This is a genomic window from Salinivibrio sp. AR640 (assembly GCF_001995405.1).
Classification (GTDB): domain Bacteria; phylum Pseudomonadota; class Gammaproteobacteria; order Enterobacterales; family Vibrionaceae; genus Salinivibrio; species Salinivibrio costicola.
Window position 1 is genome coordinate 61,472 of sequence record NZ_MUFD01000002.1, and the last position, 22,427, is coordinate 83,898.

General features: G+C 47.1%; 22 protein-coding genes. 17 read left to right on the plus strand and 5 right to left on the minus strand.

Translation table 11 applies throughout. The annotated features are described in order from the left end of the window. The first annotated feature begins 207 nt into the window (after nt 1-207). The 4 genes from rlmKL (at nt 208) to rmf (ending at nt 4,851) form a co-directional block, all read left to right on the plus strand. The gene (rlmKL, locus tag BZG75_RS01815; RefSeq protein ID WP_077575996.1) at nt 208-2,340 is read left to right on the plus strand and encodes a bifunctional 23S rRNA (guanine(2069)-N(7))-methyltransferase RlmK/23S rRNA (guanine(2445)-N(2))-methyltransferase RlmL; all 2,133 of its coding nucleotides are present in this window, start codon (nt 208-210) and stop codon (nt 2,338-2,340) included. Beyond that, nucleotides 2,337-2,591: a glutaredoxin family protein gene (locus BZG75_RS01820; protein ID WP_077460555.1), complete on the plus strand. Its 255-nt coding sequence runs from the start codon at nt 2,337-2,339 to the stop codon at nt 2,589-2,591. Before rlmKL ends, BZG75_RS01820 begins: the two co-directional genes overlap by 4 nt. Further along, entirely contained in the window at nt 2,578-4,500 is a 1,923-nt protein-coding gene (uup, locus tag BZG75_RS01825; protein WP_077575997.1) for an ATP-binding cassette ATPase Uup, read from the plus strand. The genes BZG75_RS01820 and uup overlap by 14 nt, the downstream gene beginning before the upstream one ends. 180 nt (nt 4,501-4,680) lie before the next feature. After that, on the plus strand, nt 4,681-4,851 hold the full coding sequence (gene rmf, locus BZG75_RS01830; protein WP_077460554.1) for a ribosome modulation factor: 171 nt from the start codon (nt 4,681-4,683) through the stop codon (nt 4,849-4,851). A 238-nt stretch (nt 4,852-5,089) separates the two neighbouring features. Here rmf and fabA read toward each other — a convergent pair whose 3' ends face one another. Both fabA and BZG75_RS01840 read right to left on the minus strand, forming a co-directional pair. Beyond that, nucleotides 5,090-5,605, minus strand: a complete 516-nt coding sequence (gene fabA / locus BZG75_RS01835; RefSeq protein ID WP_077460553.1) for a bifunctional 3-hydroxydecanoyl-ACP dehydratase/trans-2-decenoyl-ACP isomerase — start codon at nt 5,603-5,605, stop codon at nt 5,090-5,092. 68 nt (nt 5,606-5,673) lie between these two features. After that, nucleotides 5,674-7,329, minus strand: a complete 1,656-nt coding sequence (locus tag BZG75_RS01840; protein WP_077575998.1) for an AAA family ATPase — start codon at nt 7,327-7,329, stop codon at nt 5,674-5,676. A gap of 187 nt (nt 7,330-7,516) precedes the next feature. Here BZG75_RS01840 and matP point away from each other — a divergent pair, with 187 nt between their 5' ends. Beyond that, a complete protein-coding gene (gene matP, locus BZG75_RS01845; RefSeq protein ID WP_077575999.1) occupies nt 7,517-7,966 on the plus strand; it encodes a macrodomain Ter protein MatP in 450 nt (149 codons plus the stop codon). Between the two features lie 29 nt (nt 7,967-7,995). After that, nucleotides 7,996-8,286, plus strand: coding sequence for a DUF3634 family protein (locus BZG75_RS01850; RefSeq protein WP_021023215.1), 291 nt, complete (start codon nt 7,996-7,998; stop codon nt 8,284-8,286). 282 nt (nt 8,287-8,568) lie between these two features. Here the strand turns inward: BZG75_RS01850 and BZG75_RS01855 are convergent, their stop codons facing one another. Next, nucleotides 8,569-10,680 carry an ATP-binding protein gene (locus BZG75_RS01855; protein WP_077576000.1) on the minus strand — a complete coding sequence of 704 codons (2,112 nt, stop codon included), beginning with the start codon at nt 10,678-10,680 and terminating at the stop codon, nt 8,569-8,571. Nucleotides 10,681-10,685: 5 nt separating this feature from the next. Then, entirely contained in the window at nt 10,686-11,876 is a 1,191-nt protein-coding gene (locus BZG75_RS01860; protein ID WP_077576001.1) for an FIST signal transduction protein, read from the minus strand. A gap of 144 nt (nt 11,877-12,020) precedes the next feature. Here BZG75_RS01860 and BZG75_RS01865 point away from each other — a divergent pair, with 144 nt between their 5' ends. Next, nucleotides 12,021-12,581 (plus strand): hypothetical protein, encoded by a 561-nt coding sequence (locus BZG75_RS01865; RefSeq protein ID WP_077576002.1) that lies wholly within the window; start codon nt 12,021-12,023, stop codon nt 12,579-12,581. A gap of 87 nt (nt 12,582-12,668) precedes the next feature. Here BZG75_RS01865 and BZG75_RS01870 read toward each other — a convergent pair whose 3' ends face one another. Continuing rightward, nucleotides 12,669-13,088 (minus strand): hypothetical protein, encoded by a 420-nt coding sequence (locus BZG75_RS01870; RefSeq protein ID WP_077576003.1) that lies wholly within the window; start codon nt 13,086-13,088, stop codon nt 12,669-12,671. Nucleotides 13,089-13,365: 277 nt separating this feature from the next. Here BZG75_RS01870 and ccoN point away from each other — a divergent pair, with 277 nt between their 5' ends. The 10 genes from ccoN to uspE all read left to right on the plus strand — a co-directional run bounded on the left by ccoN (nt 13,366) and on the right by uspE (nt 22,313). Further along, complete coding sequence (gene ccoN, locus BZG75_RS01875) at nt 13,366-14,793, plus strand: cytochrome-c oxidase, cbb3-type subunit I (protein WP_077460527.1); 1,428 nt, start codon at nt 13,366-13,368, stop codon at nt 14,791-14,793. Nucleotides 14,794-14,806: 13 nt separating this feature from the next. Then, nucleotides 14,807-15,418, plus strand: a complete 612-nt coding sequence (ccoO, locus tag BZG75_RS01880) for a cytochrome-c oxidase, cbb3-type subunit II (RefSeq protein ID WP_077460526.1) — start codon at nt 14,807-14,809, stop codon at nt 15,416-15,418. A 12-nt stretch (nt 15,419-15,430) separates the two neighbouring features. Next, complete coding sequence (locus BZG75_RS01885; protein ID WP_077460525.1) at nt 15,431-15,613, plus strand: cbb3-type cytochrome oxidase subunit 3; 183 nt, start codon at nt 15,431-15,433, stop codon at nt 15,611-15,613. Beyond that, the gene (ccoP, locus tag BZG75_RS01890) at nt 15,613-16,593 is read left to right on the plus strand and encodes a cytochrome-c oxidase, cbb3-type subunit III (RefSeq protein ID WP_077460524.1); all 981 of its coding nucleotides are present in this window, start codon (nt 15,613-15,615) and stop codon (nt 16,591-16,593) included. Before BZG75_RS01885 ends, ccoP begins: the two co-directional genes overlap by 1 nt. A gap of 65 nt (nt 16,594-16,658) precedes the next feature. Further along, complete coding sequence (locus BZG75_RS01895) at nt 16,659-17,144, plus strand: FixH family protein (protein ID WP_021023206.1); 486 nt, start codon at nt 16,659-16,661, stop codon at nt 17,142-17,144. Nucleotides 17,145-17,146: 2 nt separating this feature from the next. After that, complete coding sequence (locus BZG75_RS01900; protein WP_077576004.1) at nt 17,147-19,519, plus strand: heavy metal translocating P-type ATPase; 2,373 nt, start codon at nt 17,147-17,149, stop codon at nt 19,517-19,519. Nucleotides 19,520-19,529: 10 nt separating this feature from the next. Continuing rightward, nucleotides 19,530-19,742: a cbb3-type cytochrome oxidase assembly protein CcoS gene (gene ccoS / locus BZG75_RS01905; RefSeq protein ID WP_021023204.1), complete on the plus strand. Its 213-nt coding sequence runs from the start codon at nt 19,530-19,532 to the stop codon at nt 19,740-19,742. Then, entirely contained in the window at nt 19,729-20,403 is a 675-nt protein-coding gene (locus tag BZG75_RS01910; RefSeq protein WP_077576005.1) for a sulfite exporter TauE/SafE family protein, read from the plus strand. Before ccoS ends, BZG75_RS01910 begins: the two co-directional genes overlap by 14 nt. Nucleotides 20,404-20,467: 64 nt before the next feature. Continuing rightward, the gene (locus BZG75_RS01915) at nt 20,468-21,217 is read left to right on the plus strand and encodes an FNR family transcription factor (RefSeq protein WP_077460521.1); all 750 of its coding nucleotides are present in this window, start codon (nt 20,468-20,470) and stop codon (nt 21,215-21,217) included. A gap of 148 nt (nt 21,218-21,365) precedes the next feature. Continuing rightward, nucleotides 21,366-22,313 (plus strand): universal stress protein UspE, encoded by a 948-nt coding sequence (gene uspE, locus BZG75_RS01920; protein WP_077576006.1) that lies wholly within the window; start codon nt 21,366-21,368, stop codon nt 22,311-22,313. Nucleotides 22,314-22,427 lie beyond the last annotated feature (114 nt).

The window sequence follows — 22,427 nt, forward strand, 5'->3', positions numbered from 1 at the left end:
AGGAAACGTAGTCAGTCAGGGTTTGCTGAGATAGGATTCCTGAGGGAAACAATAATCATCGGGTGATTGATTCTTTACAGAAACAGTGGGGTGGCGATTAATTCACCATTCAACGGAGATTGTTTCGCCTTGGGTCAACGGGGCGGGTCAGATTGATGTATAATCGGCGCCATTATGACAACCACGCCCAGAGGGTGTAGAGACTCAATGAAACACTATCTCGCTATAACCGCTCGAGGTCTCGAGCATTTGTTGGCTCAGGAGCTTGAACAGCTTGGTGCATCCAGCCTTAAGCAAGTCCATGCTGGTGTAAAATTTAAAGCCGACGATTCCACGCTTTATCAATGTTGTTTGTGGAGTCGGGTTGCATCCCGTTTTGTGCTGGTGCTGGGTGAGTTCGCGGTTCGCGATGATATGGATTTATACCTTGGTGCTACGGCGATTAATTGGCCGGATCATTTCCATTCCAGCCAGCGGATAGCGGTTGACTTTAACGGTACTAACCAAGAGATTCGCAATAGCCAATATGGTGCCCTAAAAGTCAAAGATGCGATTGTCGATAAATTTGAAAAAGCCAATCTGCCACGGCCAAGTATTGATCGTGAGCAACCAGACTTACGCATTCATATGCGCTTGTCGAAAGATAAAGGTGTGCTCGGTATTGATATGGTTGGCAGTGGTTTGCACCAACGAGGATATCGTACTCAGGCAGGGGCGGCTCCTTTACGCGAAACCCATGCAGCAGCGTTAGTGTTACGCAGTGGGTGGCAAAGCGGGCAACCTATGATGGATATCATGTGTGGTTCCGGAACGCTTCTGATTGAAGGGGCGATGATTGCCGCGAATGTCGCTCCTGGGCTTAAGCGCAAACGTTGGGGCTTTGAATCACTGCTTGGTTTTGATGACGAGGCTTTTAAAACGATCAAAGCAGAGGCGAGCGTTAAAGCTAAACGCGGGGTGAGCCAATGCCAAACGCGTTTTTATGGGACAGATAATGATGCACGTATGATTGAGACGGCCCGGGCAAACGCCCGACGCGCGGGTGTCGCAGAATTGATCGAATTTAATGTCGCAGATGCCACTGAGGTGGTCCCGCCAGAAGACTTCACCGGAGGGCATATTATCTCAAACCCCCCTTACGGTGAGCGTTTAGGCACGACGCCTGGACTGATTGCGTTGTACACGCAGCTAGGTGACCATCTTAAGCACGCGTTTGCAGGTAACACTGTCTCCTTATATTCCGGCTCGGACGAGCTGCTTAGTTGTCTGCGGATGCGTGCCGATGACAAGTTTGCACTACGCAATGGTGCACTTGATTGTGTAATGAAAACGTATGCCATTACCGCACGTGGCGTGAAAGAGGCAGGAGATGCAGCCCCGACGGTTGACGTTGCTCCTGACTTTGCTAATCGGCTCCGTAAAAACATGACAAAATTGGATAAATGGGCGAAAAAAGAGGCCATCGAGTGTTATCGACTCTATGATGCTGACCTGCCGGATTACAAAGCCGCGATTGATCGCTATCGCGACTTTTTAGTGATCCAAGAATATGCGGCACCTAAGACGATCGCCCCAGAAAAGGCACGTCGGCGATTGCTGGATATGGTGCGTGCTGCCATTGCTGTCACAGGTGTTGATGCGAATAAAGTTGTGCTCAAAACGCGTGAGAAGCAAAAAGGGAATAATCAATACCAAAAGCTGTCAGGTGCCGCGCATACTATGACCGTACAGGAATACGGTGTAACACTTGAGGTTAATCTTTATGACTACCTCGATACCGGCTTGTTTCTCGATCATCGCTACACGCGTCGACTAATTGGCGAGAAAGCGGCTGGAAAAGATGTACTTAACCTGTTTGCTTATACGGGAAGTGCATCGGTACATGCAGCGGTCGGTGGTGCACGGTCAACGACCACCGTGGATATGTCGAAAACGTATCTTGCGTGGGCTGAGCGCAATATGAAGCTTAACGGAATGGTCGGGCGTCAGCATCAGTTTGAACAGGCCGACTGCTTGCAGTGGATAGAGCAATCGGACCAACAATTTGATCTTATTTTTGTTGATCCACCGACTTTCTCTAACTCGAAGCGGATGCAGACAACCTTTGACGTGCAACGCGATCACATCGATTTACTATTGGCTCTCAAAGCACGGTTGCGTCAAGGGGGCGAAATTATTTTCTCTAATAACAAACGCCACTTTAAGATGGATCTTGAGCGATTGGCCGATGCCGGACTTTATGCAGAAAATATGAGTAAGCGTTCGATCCCAGAAGACTTTGCACGTAATCCCCATATTCACAATTGTTGGATTATTCAGCATCAGGACGTGGTTGCATGACACTCGTGTTATTCAGTACCGAAGGCTGTCATCTGTGTGAGCAAGCCTGGTCACTTTATCAATCACTCGGTTATCAAACGCCACTTGCAACCCAAGATATTGCCTTTGACGATACGCTCTTTGAGCGTTACGGCGTCACTATTCCGGTGATTGCAATTCGCAATCAAGCAGGAGAGGTGAGCGCAGAGTTAGGCTGGCCGTTTGATCACATACAACTACAAGCTTGGTTATCGCAACATGGCATTAATTAAAATTACCGCTGCGCAGTTAGCGTATGGCGACAATCCATTGTTAGACAAAACAGACTTCATTCTCCAGCCCGGAGAGCGTGTTTGTTTGGTTGGACGTAATGGCGCAGGCAAGTCTACGTTGATGAAGGTCATCGACGGACAAGTGCAACTTGATGATGGCACTATTCAAAGTCAATCCGAGCTTAAAGTCTCACGACTTGAGCAAGATCCACCTCGAGATAGCCCAGGTTCCGTGTTTGACTATGTCGCGGAAGGGCTTGCCGATGCGGGCGATAAGCTTAAGCAATACCATCAACTGATCGCAACGATCGAAACCGATCCTAGCGATCGAAACATCGCCGAGCTGGCAAAGGTACAAGAAGCGCTAGATCATGCCGATGCATGGCGCTTTGATAACCAAATTATGGTGGTTCTTGGTGCCCTTGGGCTGGATGGTAATACCGCGCTCAACGCGTTGTCAGGTGGCTGGCAGCGCAAGGCAGCATTAGCCCGGGCACTGGTTTGCGAGCCCGATGTGTTGCTCCTCGACGAGCCGACTAACCATCTTGATGTATCGACCATTCTGTGGTTAGAGCAATTTTTGAAAGACTTTCGGGGCGCGATCGTATTTATCTCACACGATCGTTCGTTCATCGGCGCCATGGCAACACGCATTGTCGACTTAGATCGTGGTAAGCTGACATCCTGGCCGGGGAATTATCAAGCCTACCTTGATGGTAAAGAAGAGGCACTACGGGTTGAAGCTGAGCAAAACGCTGAGTTTGATAAAAAACTGGCCCAAGAAGAATCATGGATTCGTCAAGGTATTAAAGCACGTCGTACTCGTAATGAGGGAAGGGTGCGAGAACTGAAAGCGTTACGTCAAGAGCGCGCTAACCGCGTAGAGTTACAAGGTAACGCCAACTTGCAACTGGATGATGCAACGCGTTCAGGAAAAATTGTTTTTGAAGCTGAAAACGTGACATTCACTTATCAAGATGAACCGTTAATTAAACCGCTGAGCTTTACGGTGATGCGTGGTGATCGCATCGCGCTAATCGGCCCCAACGGATGCGGAAAAAGCACACTGCTAAAACTGATGCTAGAGACGCTGACGCCCGACAGTGGCTCTTTACATGTTGGCACCAAGCTGGATGTGGCCTACTTTGACCAATACCGCGAAAAACTCGATCCGGAAAAGACCGTGATTGATAACTTGGCGGGAGGAAAAACAGAAGTGGAAGTCGGTGGGCGTAAGCGCCACGTGATGGGGTATCTGCAAGATTTCTTATTCCATCCACGACGTGCACAAACCCCGGTAAAAGCCCTCTCGGGAGGAGAGAAAAATCGCTTACTGTTAGCCAAACTTTTCCTCAAGCCTGCGAATCTCTTAGTGCTTGATGAGCCAACAAACGATTTGGACATTGAGACGTTAGAGCTGCTGGAAGACTTACTCTCTCAGTTCCAAGGAACCTTGTTGTTAGTCAGTCACGATCGACAGTTTGTTGATAATACGGTGACCCACAGTTGGATATTTGAAGGGGACGGCACGATCAATAAGTTTGTGGGTGGCTATCACGATGCGCAGCAACAACGTGAGCAATACCTCAAAGCGATTACCCCAAATGATAAAGGTACCCCATCAAACCGTCACGCTGATACGGAACAAAAGACGGCAAAACCGAAAAGTAAACCGCGGAAGCTTTCGTACAAATTACAGCGTGAATTGGAAGGTTTACCTGCGCAGCTTGAAGCATTAGAAAACGAAATTGAAGTCTTGCAATCAGAGATGAATGATCCTGAGTTTTTCTCGAAAAGTCAGGAGATTACTCAGCCTAAACTTACTCGATTGGCAGAGGCGGAACACGAGCTTGAGCAAGCGTTTGAACGTTGGGAAGCCTTGGAGGCTATGCAACAAGAGAGTGAGTGACGGCGTCACTTTTGAATGGAGATGACTCACAGTTTGTCTTTTACAGCAGCGATAGTGCTTGATTAAAAAATGTTCATGATCGAAGCTGTAGTTGATGCTTCATAAAAACGTCATGGACGGGAGCATTCTTGCGAATAGCAAGCGCAGCATTGAACAAGATGGAATGAAGAGGGCGACCCTATGAAAAGACAGAAGCGAGATCGTTTGGAACGCGCACAGTCAAAAGGCTTTCAAGCGGGAGTAAACGGTCGATCGTCTGAGATATGTCCTTACCAACAAACTGATGCAAGAAGCTACTGGCTTGGCGGATGGCGCGAAGGCAGAACAAGTAAATCAGAGATGATGAAGTAGTCCATTTCCGTAATATGTTTGGCCTTATCTTATGATAAGGCCTTTTTAATAGTTACCTAACGCACTATAACTTTATAAATANTTTCATTAATTACCTATATAAAAATTCTAAAATCATTATCACGTTAACGTAGGTCTCGAAAGGGAAAGGGAAAGGGAAAGGGAAAGGGAAAGGGAAAATTAACGGGGGAGAACAAATAAAAGTAAAGCCGGCGAAGGCACCGGCTTACTGAAACGCTTAGAATGCCGATGTGTCTTGGAATAGACCGACTTTTAAATCTTTAGCGACGTAAATCTCTTTATCATCGACAAAGACATGGCCATCACCAACACCCATTACCAGTTTGCGATTAATTACACGCTTCATATGAATCTCATAACGAACGCGTTTAGCAGTAGGGAGAACTTGGCCTGTGAATTTTACTTCGCCAACCCCGAGGGCTCGGCCTTTGCCTTCGCCACCGATCCAGCCTAAGAAAAAGCCAACCAGCTGCCACATCGCATCCAAACCCAGGCAACCAGGCATAACAGGGTCACCAGGGAAATGACAATCGAAAAACCATAGATCGGGATTGATATCCAATTCAGCGACAATTATGCCTTTATCAAAGTCACCGCCTTGATCGGTAATGTTGGTGATACGGTCCATCATCAACATGTTAGGGGCAGGAAGCTGTGGACGTCCTGGACCAAAAAGCTCACCTTGGCTCGATGCGAGTAGATCATCGCGATTATAGGAATTTTGGCGTTTCATTATATCTAAACTGCTCCTTATTCAATTGCGAGCAGTTTAGCGTACACGTGTACGCCAAACAACTCGGATCAGTACTGGCCAAACCAGTTTTTTACGCGTTTAAACAAACTGTTGCAGCTTTGTTTTTCATCAGTATGAAAATGATTTATTCGATTAGATATTTTTCTTAGTAATGTCTCGTCTTCTTCTCCTGAGAATGGGAGACCCGTCACAAGAGGTAGAGCCTGCTCGACATCATCTACCGCCCAAATATGAAACTGTCCAGCTTTAATGGCTTCAACGACATCATTGCGTAAACAAAGGGATGATAGATTCGTTTTCGGCAACACCACACCTTGCTGGCCAGTTAATCCTCGGTGTGCGCAAACTTGATAGTATCCCTCAATTTTTTCGTTGATTCCGCCAACGGCCTGAACGCGACCAAATTGATCGACGGCTCCCGTTATCGCAATGGCTTGATTAATCGGTTGTTGAGAAAGGGCGCTGACAAAAGCACACAGTTCGGCCAATGACGCACTGTCTCCATCGACCTCGCTATAAGATTGCTCAAACACAATGGATGCCGAATAAGGCAGGGGATCATCAAGATTTAGGGCCACGCTCACAAAGGCTTGCATAATCATCATTCCTTTGGCGTGAATATTGCCGGCTAATTCCGCTTTGCGCTCAACATCGGCAATATCACCGTCGCCAGAGTGAACCACACATGATATCCGAGCTGGCTCGCCGTAGCTCAATGGATGACCGGGCACCTCAATCACAGTGAGACCATTGATTTGACCAATATGTTCACCGCGAGTATCAATAAAAACTTGTCCTTTGTGTATGTCTTCAATGGCACGCTCTGGCAAATACGCAGCTCGCTGATAACGGCGCGTAATGGCCGCATCAATCGCATTGCCGTCTAATACCTCATCGACCGTCATCAGTGATTCAGCCAATAATTGATGATACCAAATAGGACAAAGTGGCATACGTAACTGATCTTCACTTTCTCGTGCACCCGCTTGGAGTAAACGCACCAGCGCGGAGTCGGAGACACTTAAAGCGGTCAGTGTGGTGACAATACCTTTTAACCAAGAAAAGTAGGGCGTGATATTACTTGCGTTGAGCTCAATGTCTTGTTCATACTCAGCATAAGCAGATAAGCCATCGTAAAGGTCAGGCTCGTTGGTTTCAAAATCGGCCAGCCACTGCCTATCGCCAACCAATACCAGTCGAACATCAAGGCTTTCATCGGGTAATTCGGTTATTTGATCGGGACGCGCTGTTTGCCAAGCCAGATTACCTGTCGACAAAAATTGCTTCAGACGCACCCAAACACGAGGTTGTTGCAAAATATCGGCAACTTTTAAAATTAAAACGCCACCGTTGGCTTGATGGAGTAAGCCCAATTTTTTTTGTGACGCTGTCACATTTTTATTATTATCATAAGCAAACCCGAATAGCGTCGACTCTGTAACGGCCTCACCAATTAAAACAGGCGAACTCGGGCATTTTGCGACTAGCTCATCCCGATATGCATTAAGATAGTGTGGAAGATCAGCAGACATGACGGTCAGGCAACGTGTCGGGCACGAAGATGACATCAACCACTGCAGAGCCTGGGTTAAACGTGACTGCAGCGACAGTAGCGTGGCGGCCTCTAAATACTCAAACTGTGCGATGTCTGGGGAAAACTGAGAATAATGTGGTTTGGCATCACGCCAATCAACTTCATGCATGTCTATGATTACTGACTAAGATTAGAATGGTTAAAGCATAAAGGATAACACACTACGGTAATAAAATGGCGCCATAACGAAGGGATAAATAACCAACGGGTAGGGTGCGTATCTAGGTGTGTGATAATTGAACAGGCAGCGAGTTAGTGTTACGCTGTCACTCATTGGCGTGACTGAAGCTTGGCATATGAAATATCAACAACTCGAAAACCTTGAAGCAGGCTGGAAATGGGCCTATTTGGTAAAAAAATGGAAAGATGGTGACGCTGTCACAAAATACATCGACGCAGACGAGGCAAATACTGCCGTTAATGCGTTGCTGGCCCTTGAGCATGAACCCGCGCGAGTTGAACAGTGGATTGACAAGCACATGGCGCCATCATTAGATAAAAAACTCAAACAAGCCATTCGTGCCAAGCGAAAACGCCACTTTAATGCTGAGCAAGAGCAAACGCGTAAAAAGTCGATCGATTTAGACTATCGCGTATGGGAAAAGCTGTCGCAAAAGGCCCATGAGCTTGATGCGACCTTGTCTGACACGATTGAATATTTGTTGTCTGAGGCTAACCGCTCAGAAAGTGCCAATAAGCAAGTGGATACGCTAAAGCAAGATCTTAGCAACTTGCTGGATATGTAAAACCTTTTATCAATAAGTGAGCATGCAGTATGGGCTACTTTTTACTGATTTCTTTTGCCATATTTCTCGCATTTATGTTGATCGACCGGCCATTGCTGGTGATAGCGTTTAAGGATGGCCAATTAGTGCGTCATAAAGGCAAAGTACCGAAAGGTTTTTTACATGATTGCCAAGATATCGCTAAACGTCATCCGTTTACGGGGACAGTAAAGGTATATAGCAATCGGTTTAAGCCCGCAAAAGTCGTGCTGTCGCGCAGTATTGATCATCGTACTCAGCAACGAATTAAAAATGTGTTCCCGCATCAGTCATTTAAATAATCACAATGCACACATTGAGCATCGAGGCGATACGGCGTGAATGGCTCAAACTAGACATGACTAAATGACTCATTTACACTCCCAACATCAGTGCGTATTATATTGATTATGTTAAATATAGTATTAGATAAGGTTTCTATGTGGGGTCATGCTATCGCGCACTGCTCTTTTTGGTTGCCATTGAACGTAATTAGCTATTTACCATAAAATAGCTAATTACTACTTCCTTTAATCGTCATTATTCCAACACGTTTGGTCTAATTCGATTCAACTCAGCGGTAATTAGTGATCAGAAAGCGTTAACGGCTGATGCGTGTAAAGCACCGCACTCAGACTCGCTGCTCGCACTGGCTTAGTGACAAAGTCGTTCATGCCAGCCCGAACACAGCGTTGCTTGTCCTCGTCCATGGCATTGGCAGTTAAAGCAATAATCGGCTGCTTAAAGCCAGATGCGCGTAACGCTTTTGTTGCGGCAATGCCATCCATGACTGGCATCGACATATCCATTAAAACAATATCAAATTCAGTCTGCTTTACATGCTCTAGCGCTTCTTCGCCGTTTGATGCAAGCACCACAGTGTGGCCTTGCTTTTCTAACATCAAACGCACAACCATCTGATTGGCGCGGCTATCTTCAGCGACTAAAATCACCATAGGTTGCACATTGCCTGCCGGTATCGCCGGCGTTGGCTGATGTTTTTCGGCATCTTGTGGGGTCGCAACAATAGGCAAGCGAACACAAAAGTCTGTGCCCTGGCCAAGCTCACTGTCTACATCGATACGTCCACCCATCATCTCAACCAGTTTTTTACAGATGGATAAACCAAGGCCTGTTCCACCAAACCGACGAGTAATGCTGCCGTCTGCTTGGGTAAAGGGATCGAAAATGCGTCCAATCTGGCTTTCATCAATGCCAATTCCCGTGTCTTTTACCCTCAGGATCAGTACATCACCATCCGTATTAAGTGACACTGTCACACCACCTTGGTCGGTGAACTTTAACGCGTTGGCTATTAGGTTAAGTAAAATCTGAGTAAAGCGATTCTCATCCATATAAAGCGTATCAGGAACAGAGGGAGACACTGATGCGGATAAATGGATACGTTTTTTATCGGCACGATCAATGAGCTGTTGATAAACGTTAGTGACACAGTCACTTGGCTTCATCAACGAGGGAGAGAGGGAAAAGCGATTTGACTCAATTTTAGATAAATCAAGCACATCACTGATTAATGTCAATAGCAGTTGAGCGGATTTATCCATCTGCCCTACCCACTCTTTTTGCTCTAAGGTTAGCCGCGAATGTTGTAGTGCATCAATCAAGCCCAATACCGCATTTAGCGGCGTCCGTATTTCGTGGCTCATTACAGCAAGAAACTGTGATTTGGCATTATTGGCCAGTTCAGCCTGACGGCGCGCTTGTTGCAGCTCGACAACGCGACGCTTGGTGGCGGTAATATCTTTGGCGGTGCCGCGATAGCCTGACAATTGCCCTTTTTTATTGTAGCAAGGTCGGCCAGAGAGGCTCACCCAGTAGTCATGCGCACGAGATGCAATATGCCACTCAATGTCACTAAAAGATTCTTCGCGGGATATAAGCTGTTCAAGCCGTGCTTTTAGTTCTTTATCTGATTTTATTTTCGCCAGCAATGCCTCGGCATCAATATGGATATCTGTATTAGGCGAAGATAGATACGTGAGCTGAAACGCATTATCAAGCTCCCAAAACCAGTCACTTGCTGTTTGTGCAAAATCCTGGAAGCGTTGACGACTAGCATTAAGCTCCTGGGTTCGGCTACTGACAAGTGCATGCAAGCGGTGTCGATAGTCGATATCCATAATGGTCCGCTCGATCAATGGACGAAATCGATCGACGACCTGCTGAGCTTCGTTATTGAACGAATCACGACGATGTGAAAATAAAATCAACATGACTTCGCTATCATTGACCGTTAAGCCGCTGATCAGTGCTGTACCTTGAAGATAACTGGCATATTGATGGGTTAAGCAGTGAAGCTCTTTGATCATGCCTGGCTTATAAATGGCAACCGTCTCTCCTTTTACACAACGGTGAAACACGTCCCCTGTTTGCCACGTTACCGTTTCTAGCAATCGCTCCGTAGACACTAAACAGCGAAACGCATCTTCCGTTTCACGATTGCGACTCAGCGCGACCGCACTATCAAAATTCACATAGCGATGAATAACGTCGAGCAATGACGCAAAGATATCTGTCTTCGATGTGGCTTCTGCCATAGCAGAAATGGCAGACAGAATTGCATCGTTCTCTTCTCTTAACCGTTTTTCTCTGGCCTCAACGCGGCTGAGTTCAAATAAGGTTTCTTGCAACGATTCAGAGTCTGAACGTTCAGAAGCCGATAAGCGTTTCGACATCTTGATTAATCCTTATGAAATAGCACAGCCGAGATCATTAAGTTACCGTGAGATAACTCTCCCCCTTTAAAGAGACCTTGCTCGCCAAACGTAAAGGGGCATACAAAAGGAGCGTTATACAAGGCCGTATTGATATTCTCAGCCACTTGGTCAAGGCGATCTTTTACATGCAACATGCATCCAGCGCAGTAAATCGCTAATCCACCCAGAGGCTCAGGCTGACACAGTGCATGATCATTTGCTGACTCCACCACTCGACTGGCTCGCGAAATGAGCCCCTCGCTGGTTCCCGACATAAAATAGACAGTTTGGCCAATATCCAACTGTGAAAACAACTCCATATGGCCATCGTCATTGATAGACATTGGATGCGACAGTGTATAGTAAGGCAATCCATGTATTGTGCCGGTTTGAGTTCCCAGCGGATAAAGCGTGGATTGAGAGAAAAGTGATGCTGTAGGATCAAGAGCCAACCCAGTTTCTGACTCATACCAGCGTTTATACACATCGGTAGCAGGTTGATGATTTAAGCTCACCAATGCGCGACCACGCACATCCGTCACCGTCGCATACCTTTGAGTCGGTGCATAGCCAGAATGGAACGAGTAACTGACCCGAGCTGAGGGATAAAAAACGCTGATCGCGATGCCGGACGTTGCTGTTTGCTTATGATCGAAAATAGCCCAGTTTCCACCGACTGTTTCTGCCGCGGCCGAACCACCGATGACGGGAACAGATACGCCTAGCTCTTCTCGGATTGCCGATAAGGTTGCCTCTTCTTCACCAGGCGTGCTGTGCAACGCAATCAATTTGGGTAACTCGCCGCATCGCCCACTTTCTTCAATCGCTTGAGTCAGTGCCATACGCGCCGAGTCGCGCACATGGCGGTGTGCTTGATGGGAGACCAAGGCTGAGCCATAACTCCCTTTATCATCACTGCATGCCCAGATAGCGGCCGCAGGACCGCTGGTACATCCATTTTGGGTCATCACGCCATAACACGTAGAACAGCCGATGAGTGGTACGCCAGGAAAAAGACGATATAAGGTACGTTGAAGCGCTTGAACGTCATAATGCTCAGTAAAGTAGATCATCAAAAGCTTAGGCGTACTGATACGCGTTTTGATGGTGCGCGCCAATGCATAGGCGGCTTGTACTGCGTCATCAGCTTGAGTTCGTGCCGTTGCTATCTTCATGTCACCGTTACGTTGATAGGAATATGAGTGTATGACAGTGCTAATGATACATGTATCAAGCGATCAATTCATTGTTCTCGGTGGCTGAAATAGATTCTAAACTGACGTATCCTATACGCCCTTTATATCAATTGAGCGTTGAACATGGATTGTCGACCCGTTGCGCTATTGGGTGGCGCGAGCACTTTAGGCGCCACGATTGCTTATCAACTTGCCGCTCAAGGCTATACCCCCATTATTATCGATCACAATCAGGCCTCTGCACTTGATATCGTTGCTCATGAACCTAGAGTTCGATTTAAATCAGTTCCGGCGCTTACCGTCGACGCTCTTACCGCTGCCTTATCGCAAAGTGTATCTCAACTTGCACCGCTAACTGGCGTAGTTCAGGTTGCCAAAGACGGTGAACGGTACATGCGACTGTTGGGGTATCCAGTTTTAGATCAATTTTGTCAAGCTGACGCGGCGTGTGTCATGATTTCTCCACATGGGGGACTAATAAAGCCCCGTCTCGATGACATACCGGACACAAACTTCTTGCAACGGATTAACAGTGTCACTTTCTGGTTGGATCACAATTTTAACAGTGGTGATGAAACATTATCAGTGCGTGAAAAGTGCGAAGTTTTATCACCACTGGTTTGCTTTCTTTTAGGAGAAGAATCAAAACGCATTAATAATCAAGTTTTTAGCGTTAAACTTTAACGGTGTAAATATAAAAACCATCATAAATAAGCGTTTTCTTTAGTAATAAAGCACTACATCGATAAATACGATATAAACCGCACTTATTTATCCTTTTTCTGGGTAATTAAACTTAAATTGATACTGATCAAAGACAACGTTAAATATACCCATATCGGTAGGGAGATCATGACGAGACCATTGCCAATTAGTCCGGTATCTTTCCCCTTCTTGAACCTGTTTTATGCTTAGCTCAGGTGATTGCTTCCCCTTTTGATCCCAGTACGCGGAGTGAGGTTTACTCTCTGAAACTAAAGAAAAATATATAGTGTCATTCTTCCTTATCCATTCATACGCGACTTTTTCTTGAGATTGTGATGTGCCACAAAAACCAGTCGCATTCTTACAATCTATAATTGTCAGTCCTGGCGTATAAATGACCGTGCGCCAAAAGAAGGCGATCACTAAAAGTGTAAGCATAACGATAATTTGCGCTAATCGCCCGCGAGTGAGTTTTTCTGCTGCCATGTGTGGCTTTCTCCATGTTACAGAGGTCAAAGTTTTATCAGAAAGAGGGGTAAGCCTCACGAAGTGTGTGGGTTAGCCCCTGTTTTTTAACCAGTATCTACAGTATGATTCTGGTCGAAAATGCCATTTTTACAAAGAAATAGCAACGAAGTGTATAAAGCGGTTAAAAACCGTACGCAGCCGAGCGATTTCGTAAAAAAGGTATGTTAATAGACGAAGCGGAGGCTTCGTCCGTATCAAACGTGAGTGTAGTTAACCAAAAGTGGAAGCATGCAATATGAGCCAAGTTAAGCAGCTTGAACAAGACTACAACTACCGCGTTGTCCGCCAATTTACTCTAACAACCATTTTGTGGGGTATTGTGGGCATGGCGGTAGGTGTACTTATTGCCGCTCAGTTAGTGTGGCCTGCACTGAACTTTGATGTTCCGTATTTGACGTACAGCCGTTTGCGTCCACTGCATACTAACGCAGTGATTTTCGCATTCGGCACCAGTGCGCTGTTTGCAACGTCGTATTATGTTGCACAACGTACTTGTCAAACACGGTTATTCGGAGGGAAGTTAGCAGAGTTCACCTTCTGGGGTTGGCAAGCCATTATCCTTTCAGCAGCTATTTCGTTGCCAATGGGATACACCACCTCCAAAGAGTACGCTGAACTAGAGTGGCCAATCGATATCGCCATTGCGGTGGTATGGGTGGCATACGCTATCGTGTTCTTTGGCACATTAATTAAGCGTAAAACCTCGCATATTTACGTTGCGAACTGGTTCTTCGGTGCCTTTATTCTGACCATTGCTGTCTTGCATATCGTTAACAGCATGGCAATCCCAGTTTCACCGATGAAGTCTTACTCCATTTATGCCGGTGCAGTCGATGCAATGGTACAGTGGTGGTATGGACATAATGCGGTCGGGTTTCTATTGACAGCTGGCTTCCTGGGTATGATGTATTATTTCGTTCCCAAGCAAGCTGGTCGTCCTGTTTATTCCTACCGTTTGTCTATTGTCCACTTCTGGGCGCTGATCTCACTGTATATCTGGGCGGGACCTCACCACCTTCATTATACGGCTTTGCCTGACTGGACTCAGTCGCTGGGTATGGTGATGTCGCTGATCTTATTTGCGCCTTCTTGGGGCGGTATGATTAACGGTATTATGACCCTCTCTGGCGCATGGCATAAACTACGTTATGACCCGATTCTGCGTTTCTTAATCGTGTCCCTGTCCTTCTATGGTATGTCGACGTTTGAAGGGCCGATGATGTCAATCAAAACGGTGAATGCGCTATCGCACTATACCGATTGGACGATTGGCCACGTACACTCTGGTGCGCTCGGCTGGGTTGCGATGGTGTCAATCGGCTCTATCTACCACTTGATTCCAAAACTGTTTGGTCAAGAGCGTATGTACTCCGTTTCACTGGTAAACGTACACTTCTGGCTAGCCACCATTGGTACCGTACTTTACATCGTCGCGATGTGGATTTCTGGTGTCATGCAAGGCTTGATGTGGCGCGCAGTGAATACGGATGGCACATTGACGTACAGCTTTGTGGAGTCATTAGAAGCCTCCTACCCGTTCTATTTTGTCCGCTTTATCGGTGGTGCAATTTTCCTATCAGGCATGTTCTTGATGGCTTACAACGCATATAAAACGATTCGTGCGCCGGAAGCTAGCTTGAAATCGCTTGAGCCTGCGGTGTAAGGAGGACGATTAAATGAGCTCAAATCGCCACGAGATAGTAGAAAAAAACACAGGCTTGCTCGCGATCTTAATCATTGTCGCCATTAGTTTTGGCGCCTTAGTGGAAATCACACCACTGATTTATCAAGAGCAAACCACTGAACCGGTTGATAACCTTCGTCCGTATACAGCCTTAGAGATGGAAGGACGTGATATTTACATCCGTGAAGGCTGTAATGTTTGTCACAGCCAAATGGTTCGTCCATTCCGGGCCGAAACTGAGCGCTATGGTCACTACGGCGTTGCAGGTGAAAGCGTGTGGGAGCATCCATTCTTATGGGGTTCTAAACGTACAGGTCCTGATCTCTCCCGTGTTGGGGATCGGTATTCTGACGAATGGCACCGCGTTCACTTGATTAACCCACGTGACGTCGTGCCTGAATCGAATATGCCTGGTTTCCCATGGCTAGCAGAAAATACGCTAGACGGAGAGACAACGGCTGCGAAGCTTGAAGTGTTCCGCGATCAATTTGGTGTGCCATACACCGATGAAGATATTAAGAACGCAGAAGCCGCGGTTAAAGGCAAAACGGAGATAGAAGCGTTGATTGCTTATCTTCAGTCACTAGGTCACGCAATGAAGTAATAAGGAGGGCCTATGGATATCGGCACCTTTCATAGTATTTGGACCGTGGTCCTATTTGTTAGCTTCATTGGGATCGTTGTTTGGGCTTATAGCAAACGTCGCAAAAAACACTTTGATGAAGCGGCTAACCTGATTTTCGACGAAGAAGAAAAGGGTCAGGATAAGCCCAATAACAAGACAGGAGATAATCGCTAATGAGTACGTTTTGGAGTATCTTCGTAACAGTCATCGTACTCGGCACGATTGCTGGCTGTGCTGCCCTTATCATTTGGACGACCAAAGATAAAATGGGCGTCGCAGAGGGCGATGACATGGGTCACGACTACGATGGTATTCGTGAGCTGAATAACCCACTTCCCAAGTGGTGGTCATACATGTTTTGGGCCACATTGGTATTTGGGTTGGGGTACCTCACCCTTTACCCGGGGTTAGGTAATTTTGCTGGCGTATTAGGTTGGAAGAGCTCTTACCAAAATGTTAGCAACGTTGATGAATCACGCGAGTTAATGGCGAAGGCACAAGAAGCTCAGCACATTAACCAATACGCGATGGAACTCGACGCTGCAGACAAAGTGTTTGGTGAGGCATTCCGTCAACTCGCTTATCAAGAAGATGGCAAGTCACTGCGTCCAATAACACAAATTGCGCGCAATGAAGAAGCCTTAAAGGTTGGCCAACGCTTGTTTAGCCAAAACTGTGCTGCTTGCCATGGGTCGGATGCACGAGGTCAAGCCGGCTTCCCTAACCTAACGGATGATGCTTGGCTATACGGTGGTGAACCTGAAACCATCAAAGCCACTTTGCTCCACGGCCGAAAAGGCAACATGCCAGCTTGGCTAGATACCATGGGCGAAGAGGGTGTCCAAGAAGTTGCCGCTTACGCGTTAAGTTTGTCAGGCCGTAAAGTCGACCCGCAAATGGCTGCAAAAGGTAAAACCCGATTTGTGGTATGTGCCGCTTGTCATGGAACAGATGGTAAAGGTAACCCTGCTTTCGGTGCGCCGGACTTAACGGACAACATCTGGCTATACGGTGGCTCACGTCGAGCGGTGGAACAAACCATTCGTGGTGGCCGTCAAGGTGTTATGCCCGCATGGGAAGCACATCTTGGCGAAGAAAAAATTCAGATACTCTCTGCCTATGTATGGCGTTTGAGTAATCCTGAAGTAGAATAGAGACTTACGTATAAACAGGCCCCTGCTTGCAGGGGCTTCCTAATGCTCATCCCAAGGAGCTTCAGATGATAACCCCCTGGTACAAGCAGTTTTGGCCTTGGTTCCTTATCGCCCTACCAGCGACTGTCGTCGTCGCGAGTCTATCTACCTTTGCGTTATTTCAAAAAAATGCGGTTTCTCTTGTTGCGGAAGACTATTACAAGAAAGGAAAAGCCATTAACCTTGATTTATCGAAGTTGAAAGTCGCAGACCAACTTGGTATTTCAGCGCAACTGTCAGCGACTGAAGACGCAATTGCCATCGCACTTGATAAAGGGCAACTTGATACATTTCCGACGCTGAAAGTTCACATACAACATCGTACCTTAGAGCGTAAGGACGTGAATGTCATGGTAAACCCAAATCAAGCTGGGATTTATCATATCGATTTGGCTGAGCCTATGTCCGGCCCTTGGTTTATAGAACTGGCGTCGTTTGACAAACAGTGGAAGGTCAACGGTCGTATTAATTTCCCTCTCTCGAATACCCTGACGTTAAGCGGTAAACAATAACCATGACGACTCCCTGTTATCACTGTGGTGATCCTGTTTTAACAGGCGACACCTTCCAAGTCGTGATCTTCGATAAACCTCGCCTTATGTGTTGCCCTGGCTGCCAGGCTGTGGCAACCACTATCGTAGACAGTGGTTTGAGCTCTTATTATCAGTATCGTACCGAGAACGCGGATAAAGCAGAGTTGGTGCCAGAAGAGCTTAAATCACTGACTTTGTATGATAACCAAGATATACAACAAGAATTTGTTCGTGATGTTGCCGAACAAAAAGAAGTCCCCCTTTCATTAGATGGCGTTTCTTGTGCGGCCTGTGCATGGCTGATTGAAAAACAATTGCAGAGAACCAAGGGGGTTACCCATATTCAAGTTAACACCACCACCAACCGTGCCCTGGTTCGTTGGGATGATAGCGAAACATCACTGAGCACAATACTCACGCGCATTCATCATCTTGGGTATAAAGCAGCCCCTTTTGAAGCGGATAAGCAAGAGCAGCAATACCATCGTAATATGAAGCAATATCTCTATCGGTTAGGGATTGCTGGCCTCGCGACAATGCAGGTGATGATGTTAGCGGTGGCAATGTATTTCGAAGTGTTTGGCGATATGGATGAAACCTTTCGCAACTACTTCCGCTGGATTAGTCTTATCTTTGCCACCCCTGTTCTACTGTATTCCGCCTTACCTTTTTACACTAATGCATGGCGTAATCTAAAAGCCAGAACGCTCGGTATGGATGTCCCCGTTTCGATTGCCCTACTCTTTGCCTATTTCTCGAGCTTATACGCAACGGTAACAGGTAAAGGTGAGGTCTTTTTTGAATCGGTGGCAATGTTCACCTTCTTCTTATTGTTGGGGCGCTTTTTAGAAATGCGCGCCAGGCGTACAGCGGCAGCAGCCAGTGCCAATTTATTGAAATTGGTGCCGAAGATGGCACGTCACCTTACGGGTGAAACCGTTCCGGCCAACAGCTTAAAGGTCGATGACCACGTTCGGGTGTTACCGGGAGAGCCTTTTCCCGCCGATGGGCGAATCCTGTCAGGCAAAACATCAGTAGACGAAGCCATGTTGACCGGAGAGTCGTTGCCACAAACCAAACAAAGCGGTGATACCGTGTATGCCGGCACCATGAATGTTGAGGGCAATGTCGACATCACCGTCATTAATAACCATAAAGAATCGCTCGTCGCGCACATTGTTCGCCTGCAAGATGAAGCACAGATGGCAAAGCCCAAAGTCGCTGTTTTGGCGGACCAAATTGCGCGTTATTTTGTCGCTGCTATTCTCATTATTTCTGCATCGACGTGGCTCTATTGGCACTTTTCTCGATCTGATGATGCTTTCTGGATCATGCTGTCGGTGCTCGTTGCAACCTGCCCCTGTGCGCTGTCGTTAGCGACACCTACCGCGTTGACCTGCTCGACGTCAACATTTGGTCAACTCGGCATTATGTTGCGTCGAGGACATGTCTTAGAAACGTTAACCAAAGTGAATCGATTAGTGGTCGATAAAACCGGCACATTAACCGAAGGCACCGTGCAGATCAGTACGATTGAGATCAACAGCGACACGTTGACAGAGCAACAGGTGATCAATATTGCCGCCAGCCTGGAAGCGTTCGCCAATCACCCGATAGCGAACGCATTTCAGGCTCGGGCCACGGAAAAAGTCAACGTCGGCGCTGCCGATAATCATATCGGGCAAGGCGTGAGTGGCACTATCGATGGCCAATATTGGCGCATTGGTAAAGCCAGTTTCGCGTTATCAGACGGGGCTGAAAGCTACCAATCGTATCCGGTCATACTCAGCTGCGATAACAAACCGGTCGCGGCATTCTCGCTTATCGACCCCATCCGGCCCAGTAGTGCCAGATTACTTGCCGCGTTCAAGGACGCGGGCATCCAAACGACAATGTTAACCGGCGATCAGTCACGCAATGTCAAACAAGTCGCTGATGAGCTCGGTATAGACTCTGTTGTATCTGGCGTGTCTCCTCAAGGCAAACTGTCATATCTTCAAAGCCTTGATAGTCGTACAATTACCTTGATGATCGGTGATGGTGTTAATGATGCGCCCGTTTTAGCGGGTGCCCATTTATCCGTTGCCATGGGAGGCGGAACCGATATCGCGAAGTCATCCGCCGATATGGTACTTCTTGGTGATGATTTAGAAAAACTGCTAACTGCAAGACGTCTTGCTCAACAAACGCGACGGATCATTCGAGAAAACTTAGCCTGGGCATTGGGCTACAACGTGACCATTTTGCCTTTGGCTGTCATGGGCTTTGTCGCGCCATATGTTGCTGTGGTCGGAATGTCTGCTAGCTCCATTATTGTGGTGTCTAACTCGCTGCGCCTGCTCAATAAAAAATAAGGATAGCGTTATGGCTAGTTTGTACATCTTGATTCCGATTGCGATCATGCTGGTGTGTGTCGCCGGCGTCGTCTTTATTTGGGCGGTAAAATCCGATCAGTTTGAAGATCTTGAGCGTCAAGGCTCTTCTATTCTTTTCGATGAAGAAGAACCAGAGAAAAAGCCCACTCCTCAGTCAAATGACACTGAGAACACTGACTCGTCACATCATGACAAACGTTGATTTTATCGGTGCATTAGGGATTGGCTTGCTCGGTGCTGGCCACTGCCTCGGTATGTGTGGCGGTGTCGCAGCGGCCATGTCCTTCGGGGTGCCTGCTGAGCGTGCCAAATGGCCCTATATTCTTTTGTACAATTTAGGCCGGATAACCTCTTATATCGTAGCGGGCACACTCATTGGGGGCGCAGTTGCCTCGTTGCTCGCGCTCTCTGACCTCACTCACCACCTTGCCGTATTGCGACTTTTTGCCGCAGTAATGATGCTATTGCTGGCCGCTTATATGGCGCAATTATGGAATGGTCTGAGTTATATTGAGCGTATCGGTAGCAAGCTCTGGCGCTATATTTCGCCTCTTTCTTCTAAGTTGATGCCGTTGCGCTCTCCCCTCTATGCCTACCCTTTTGGTGTGGTGTGGGGCTGGTTACCCTGTGGCCTTGTCTATTCAGCACTCAGTTGGGCTGCCGTTGCGGGAAGTGCGTCTGGCGGCGGATTAGTTATGCTAGGGTTTGGGCTCGGAACGCTACCGGCAATGTTAACGGTTGGCGCGTTTGCAGAACGAATTAAACCAATACTGAATAATCGTCTAGTACGCTTGACATGTGCCATAATGTTGGCAGTTTATGGCCTCTACACCTTACAAGGTGCATTGAAACTCCTTATATAAGGTCGACCTAGCACACGATAATGGTGTAATATGTTAATTGACGTTTTCAAAATCAGGCAGGTGTATGGTGTCGAATAAGATCATCACTCGGCGGGTTCAGTCTGGTGGCTGTGCGATCCATTGTCAGGATTGTAGTATAAGCCAGCTTTGCATTCCCTTTACGTTAAATGAGCAAGAGTTGGATCAACTGGATAGCATCATTGAGCGCAAAAAACCTATTCAGAAAGGCCAAGAATTGTTCAAAGCCGGTGATAATCTTCGAGCGCTCTATGCGATACGCTCAGGAACGGTTAAAACCTATACCATCACTGAACAAGGTGATGAGCAAATTACGGCTTTCCATCTCGCAGGCGATTTAGTTGGCTTTGATGCCATTAACGATAATGAGCATCCAAGTTTTGCTCAGGCGTTAGAAACATCGATGATTTGCGAAATCCCCTACGATACGCTCGACGATTTATCTGGCAAGATGCCAAAGCTTCGTCAGCAAATCATGCGACTAATGAGCAACGAGATAAAAGGTGATCAAGACATGATCTTGCTTTTATCGAAGAAAACAGCAGAAGAGCGTTTAGCCGCTTTCCTGTATAGCCTTTCAAAACGCTTTGCACAACGTGGGTTTTCACCGCGTGAGTTTCGACTAACCATGACTCGTGGTGACATTGGTAACTATCTGGGTCTAACGGTGGAAACCATTAGTCGTCTATTAGGCCGTTTCCAAAAATCAGAGATTCTCGCGGTAAAGGGTAAATATATTACAGTGTTAGACTTAGAAGAGCTGGCACGCCTTGCTGACGAAGAGTGTTTGGTTTAAGCCTTCTTTGGGTAAATAAGTTGTTAATAAATGGCGCTTTAATGCGCCATTTCTCTTTTTTGCTATCGGAACCATGAATTATTTCGCGCTACCCGGTCAACTAGGTTAAAGTGACAGTAACCGATGCATCTGTGCAAAGGAGGCAGATATGTCCAGGTACAGCAACCTTCTCGTCGTTATTGATCCTTCCCAAGAACAACAACCCGCGTTATCACGTGCGGTCACGCTCAGCCAACGCAGTGATTCTGCGGTTAAGCTTACGCTCTTTCTCGCCATTTTCGACTTTTCCTATGAAATGACCTCGATGCTTTCGTCTGATGAACGACAAGCCATGCGTCAAGGTGTCATGCACCAGCGTGAAGAATGGATGAATGAGATCATTCAGTCCCACAATGCACAAGACTGTGAGATTGAAAAAGTCGTCGTTTGGCACAACCGTCCTTACGAAGCGATTGTCGAGCGCGTACTCAGTCATCAGCATGATCTTGTCGTCAAAGCGACGCACAAGCACGACACGCTAGGTTCAGTGATTTTTACCCCAACGGACTGGCACTTACTCCGTAAATGTCCCAGCTCTGTGTTATTGGTAAAAGAGCATGGTTGGCCGGATAAAGGTAAAATTGTCGCGTCCGTTCACGTGGCTTCAGAAACAGAAACCCACGCCGAACTCAACGACAAATTAGTCGATGAAGGCAACGTGATGAGTGCGATGCTGGGCGCTGAGCTACACCTTGCGAACGCCTACCCAGCAACACCGGTGAATATTACTATTGAGCTACCTGACTTTGATCCTAGTGCTTATACCGATGCCGTCAGAGGCCACCATCTCACCGCCATGAAGGCACTGCGTCAGCGCCATCACATCGAAGAGATGCGAACCCATGTTCAAGAAGGCTTGCCAGAGGATGTCATTCCTAATATCGCACGAGAGTTAGATGCAGAGTTGGTGATCCTAGGAACAACTGGCCGCACTGGACTATCGGCTGTCTTTATCGGCAACACAGCAGAGCATATGATTGATCAGCTCGACTGCGATCTGCTTGCGATCAAGCCTGATGGATATATCAGCCCGCTCGATCCCCGAGCCAACGACTAAGTCATTGTCACCCGCCCATACAACAGGCAGTGCAGCTCACCGCCTGTTGTTGGCTGTCTTGTTTATATTCATCCCGCCTTTATAGTGACTAGCATTTATAGTCAAAATCCGTAT

What these genes read in the sequence shown, in the direction of transcription:
- BZG75_RS01895 (WP_021023206.1), top strand. Translation starts at nt 16,659, where the DNA reads ATGATAACCCCCTGGTACAAGCAGTTTTGGCCTTGGTTCCTTATCGCC.
- BZG75_RS01915 (WP_077460521.1), top strand. Translation starts at nt 20,468, where the DNA reads ATGGTGTCGAATAAGATCATCACTCGGCGGGTTCAGTCTGGTGGCTGT.
- uup (WP_077575997.1), top strand. Translation starts at nt 2,578, where the DNA reads ATGGCATTAATTAAAATTACCGCTGCGCAGTTAGCGTATGGCGACAAT.
- BZG75_RS01910 (WP_077576005.1), top strand. Translation starts at nt 19,729, where the DNA reads ATGACAAACGTTGATTTTATCGGTGCATTAGGGATTGGCTTGCTCGGT.
- uspE (WP_077576006.1), top strand. Translation starts at nt 21,366, where the DNA reads ATGTCCAGGTACAGCAACCTTCTCGTCGTTATTGATCCTTCCCAAGAA.
- BZG75_RS01850 (WP_021023215.1), top strand. Translation starts at nt 7,996, where the DNA reads ATGGGCTACTTTTTACTGATTTCTTTTGCCATATTTCTCGCATTTATG.
- rlmKL (WP_077575996.1), top strand. Translation starts at nt 208, where the DNA reads ATGAAACACTATCTCGCTATAACCGCTCGAGGTCTCGAGCATTTGTTG.
- BZG75_RS01865 (WP_077576002.1), top strand. Translation starts at nt 12,021, where the DNA reads ATGGATTGTCGACCCGTTGCGCTATTGGGTGGCGCGAGCACTTTAGGC.
- BZG75_RS01900 (WP_077576004.1), top strand. Translation starts at nt 17,147, where the DNA reads ATGACGACTCCCTGTTATCACTGTGGTGATCCTGTTTTAACAGGCGAC.
- BZG75_RS01860 (WP_077576001.1), bottom strand. Translation starts at nt 11,876, where the DNA reads ATGAAGATAGCAACGGCACGAACTCAAGCTGATGACGCAGTACAAGCC.
- BZG75_RS01820 (WP_077460555.1), top strand. Translation starts at nt 2,337, where the DNA reads ATGACACTCGTGTTATTCAGTACCGAAGGCTGTCATCTGTGTGAGCAA.
- ccoP (WP_077460524.1), top strand. Translation starts at nt 15,613, where the DNA reads ATGAGTACGTTTTGGAGTATCTTCGTAACAGTCATCGTACTCGGCACG.
- rmf (WP_077460554.1), top strand. Translation starts at nt 4,681, where the DNA reads ATGAAAAGACAGAAGCGAGATCGTTTGGAACGCGCACAGTCAAAAGGC.
- BZG75_RS01870 (WP_077576003.1), bottom strand. Translation starts at nt 13,088, where the DNA reads ATGGCAGCAGAAAAACTCACTCGCGGGCGATTAGCGCAAATTATCGTT.
- fabA (WP_077460553.1), bottom strand. Translation starts at nt 5,605, where the DNA reads ATGAAACGCCAAAATTCCTATAATCGCGATGATCTACTCGCATCGAGC.
- BZG75_RS01855 (WP_077576000.1), bottom strand. Translation starts at nt 10,680, where the DNA reads ATGTCGAAACGCTTATCGGCTTCTGAACGTTCAGACTCTGAATCGTTG.
- BZG75_RS01885 (WP_077460525.1), top strand. Translation starts at nt 15,431, where the DNA reads ATGGATATCGGCACCTTTCATAGTATTTGGACCGTGGTCCTATTTGTT.
- ccoN (WP_077460527.1), top strand. Translation starts at nt 13,366, where the DNA reads ATGAGCCAAGTTAAGCAGCTTGAACAAGACTACAACTACCGCGTTGTC.
- ccoS (WP_021023204.1), top strand. Translation starts at nt 19,530, where the DNA reads ATGGCTAGTTTGTACATCTTGATTCCGATTGCGATCATGCTGGTGTGT.
- BZG75_RS01840 (WP_077575998.1), bottom strand. Translation starts at nt 7,329, where the DNA reads ATGCATGAAGTTGATTGGCGTGATGCCAAACCACATTATTCTCAGTTT.
- matP (WP_077575999.1), top strand. Translation starts at nt 7,517, where the DNA reads ATGAAATATCAACAACTCGAAAACCTTGAAGCAGGCTGGAAATGGGCC.
- ccoO (WP_077460526.1), top strand. Translation starts at nt 14,807, where the DNA reads ATGAGCTCAAATCGCCACGAGATAGTAGAAAAAAACACAGGCTTGCTC.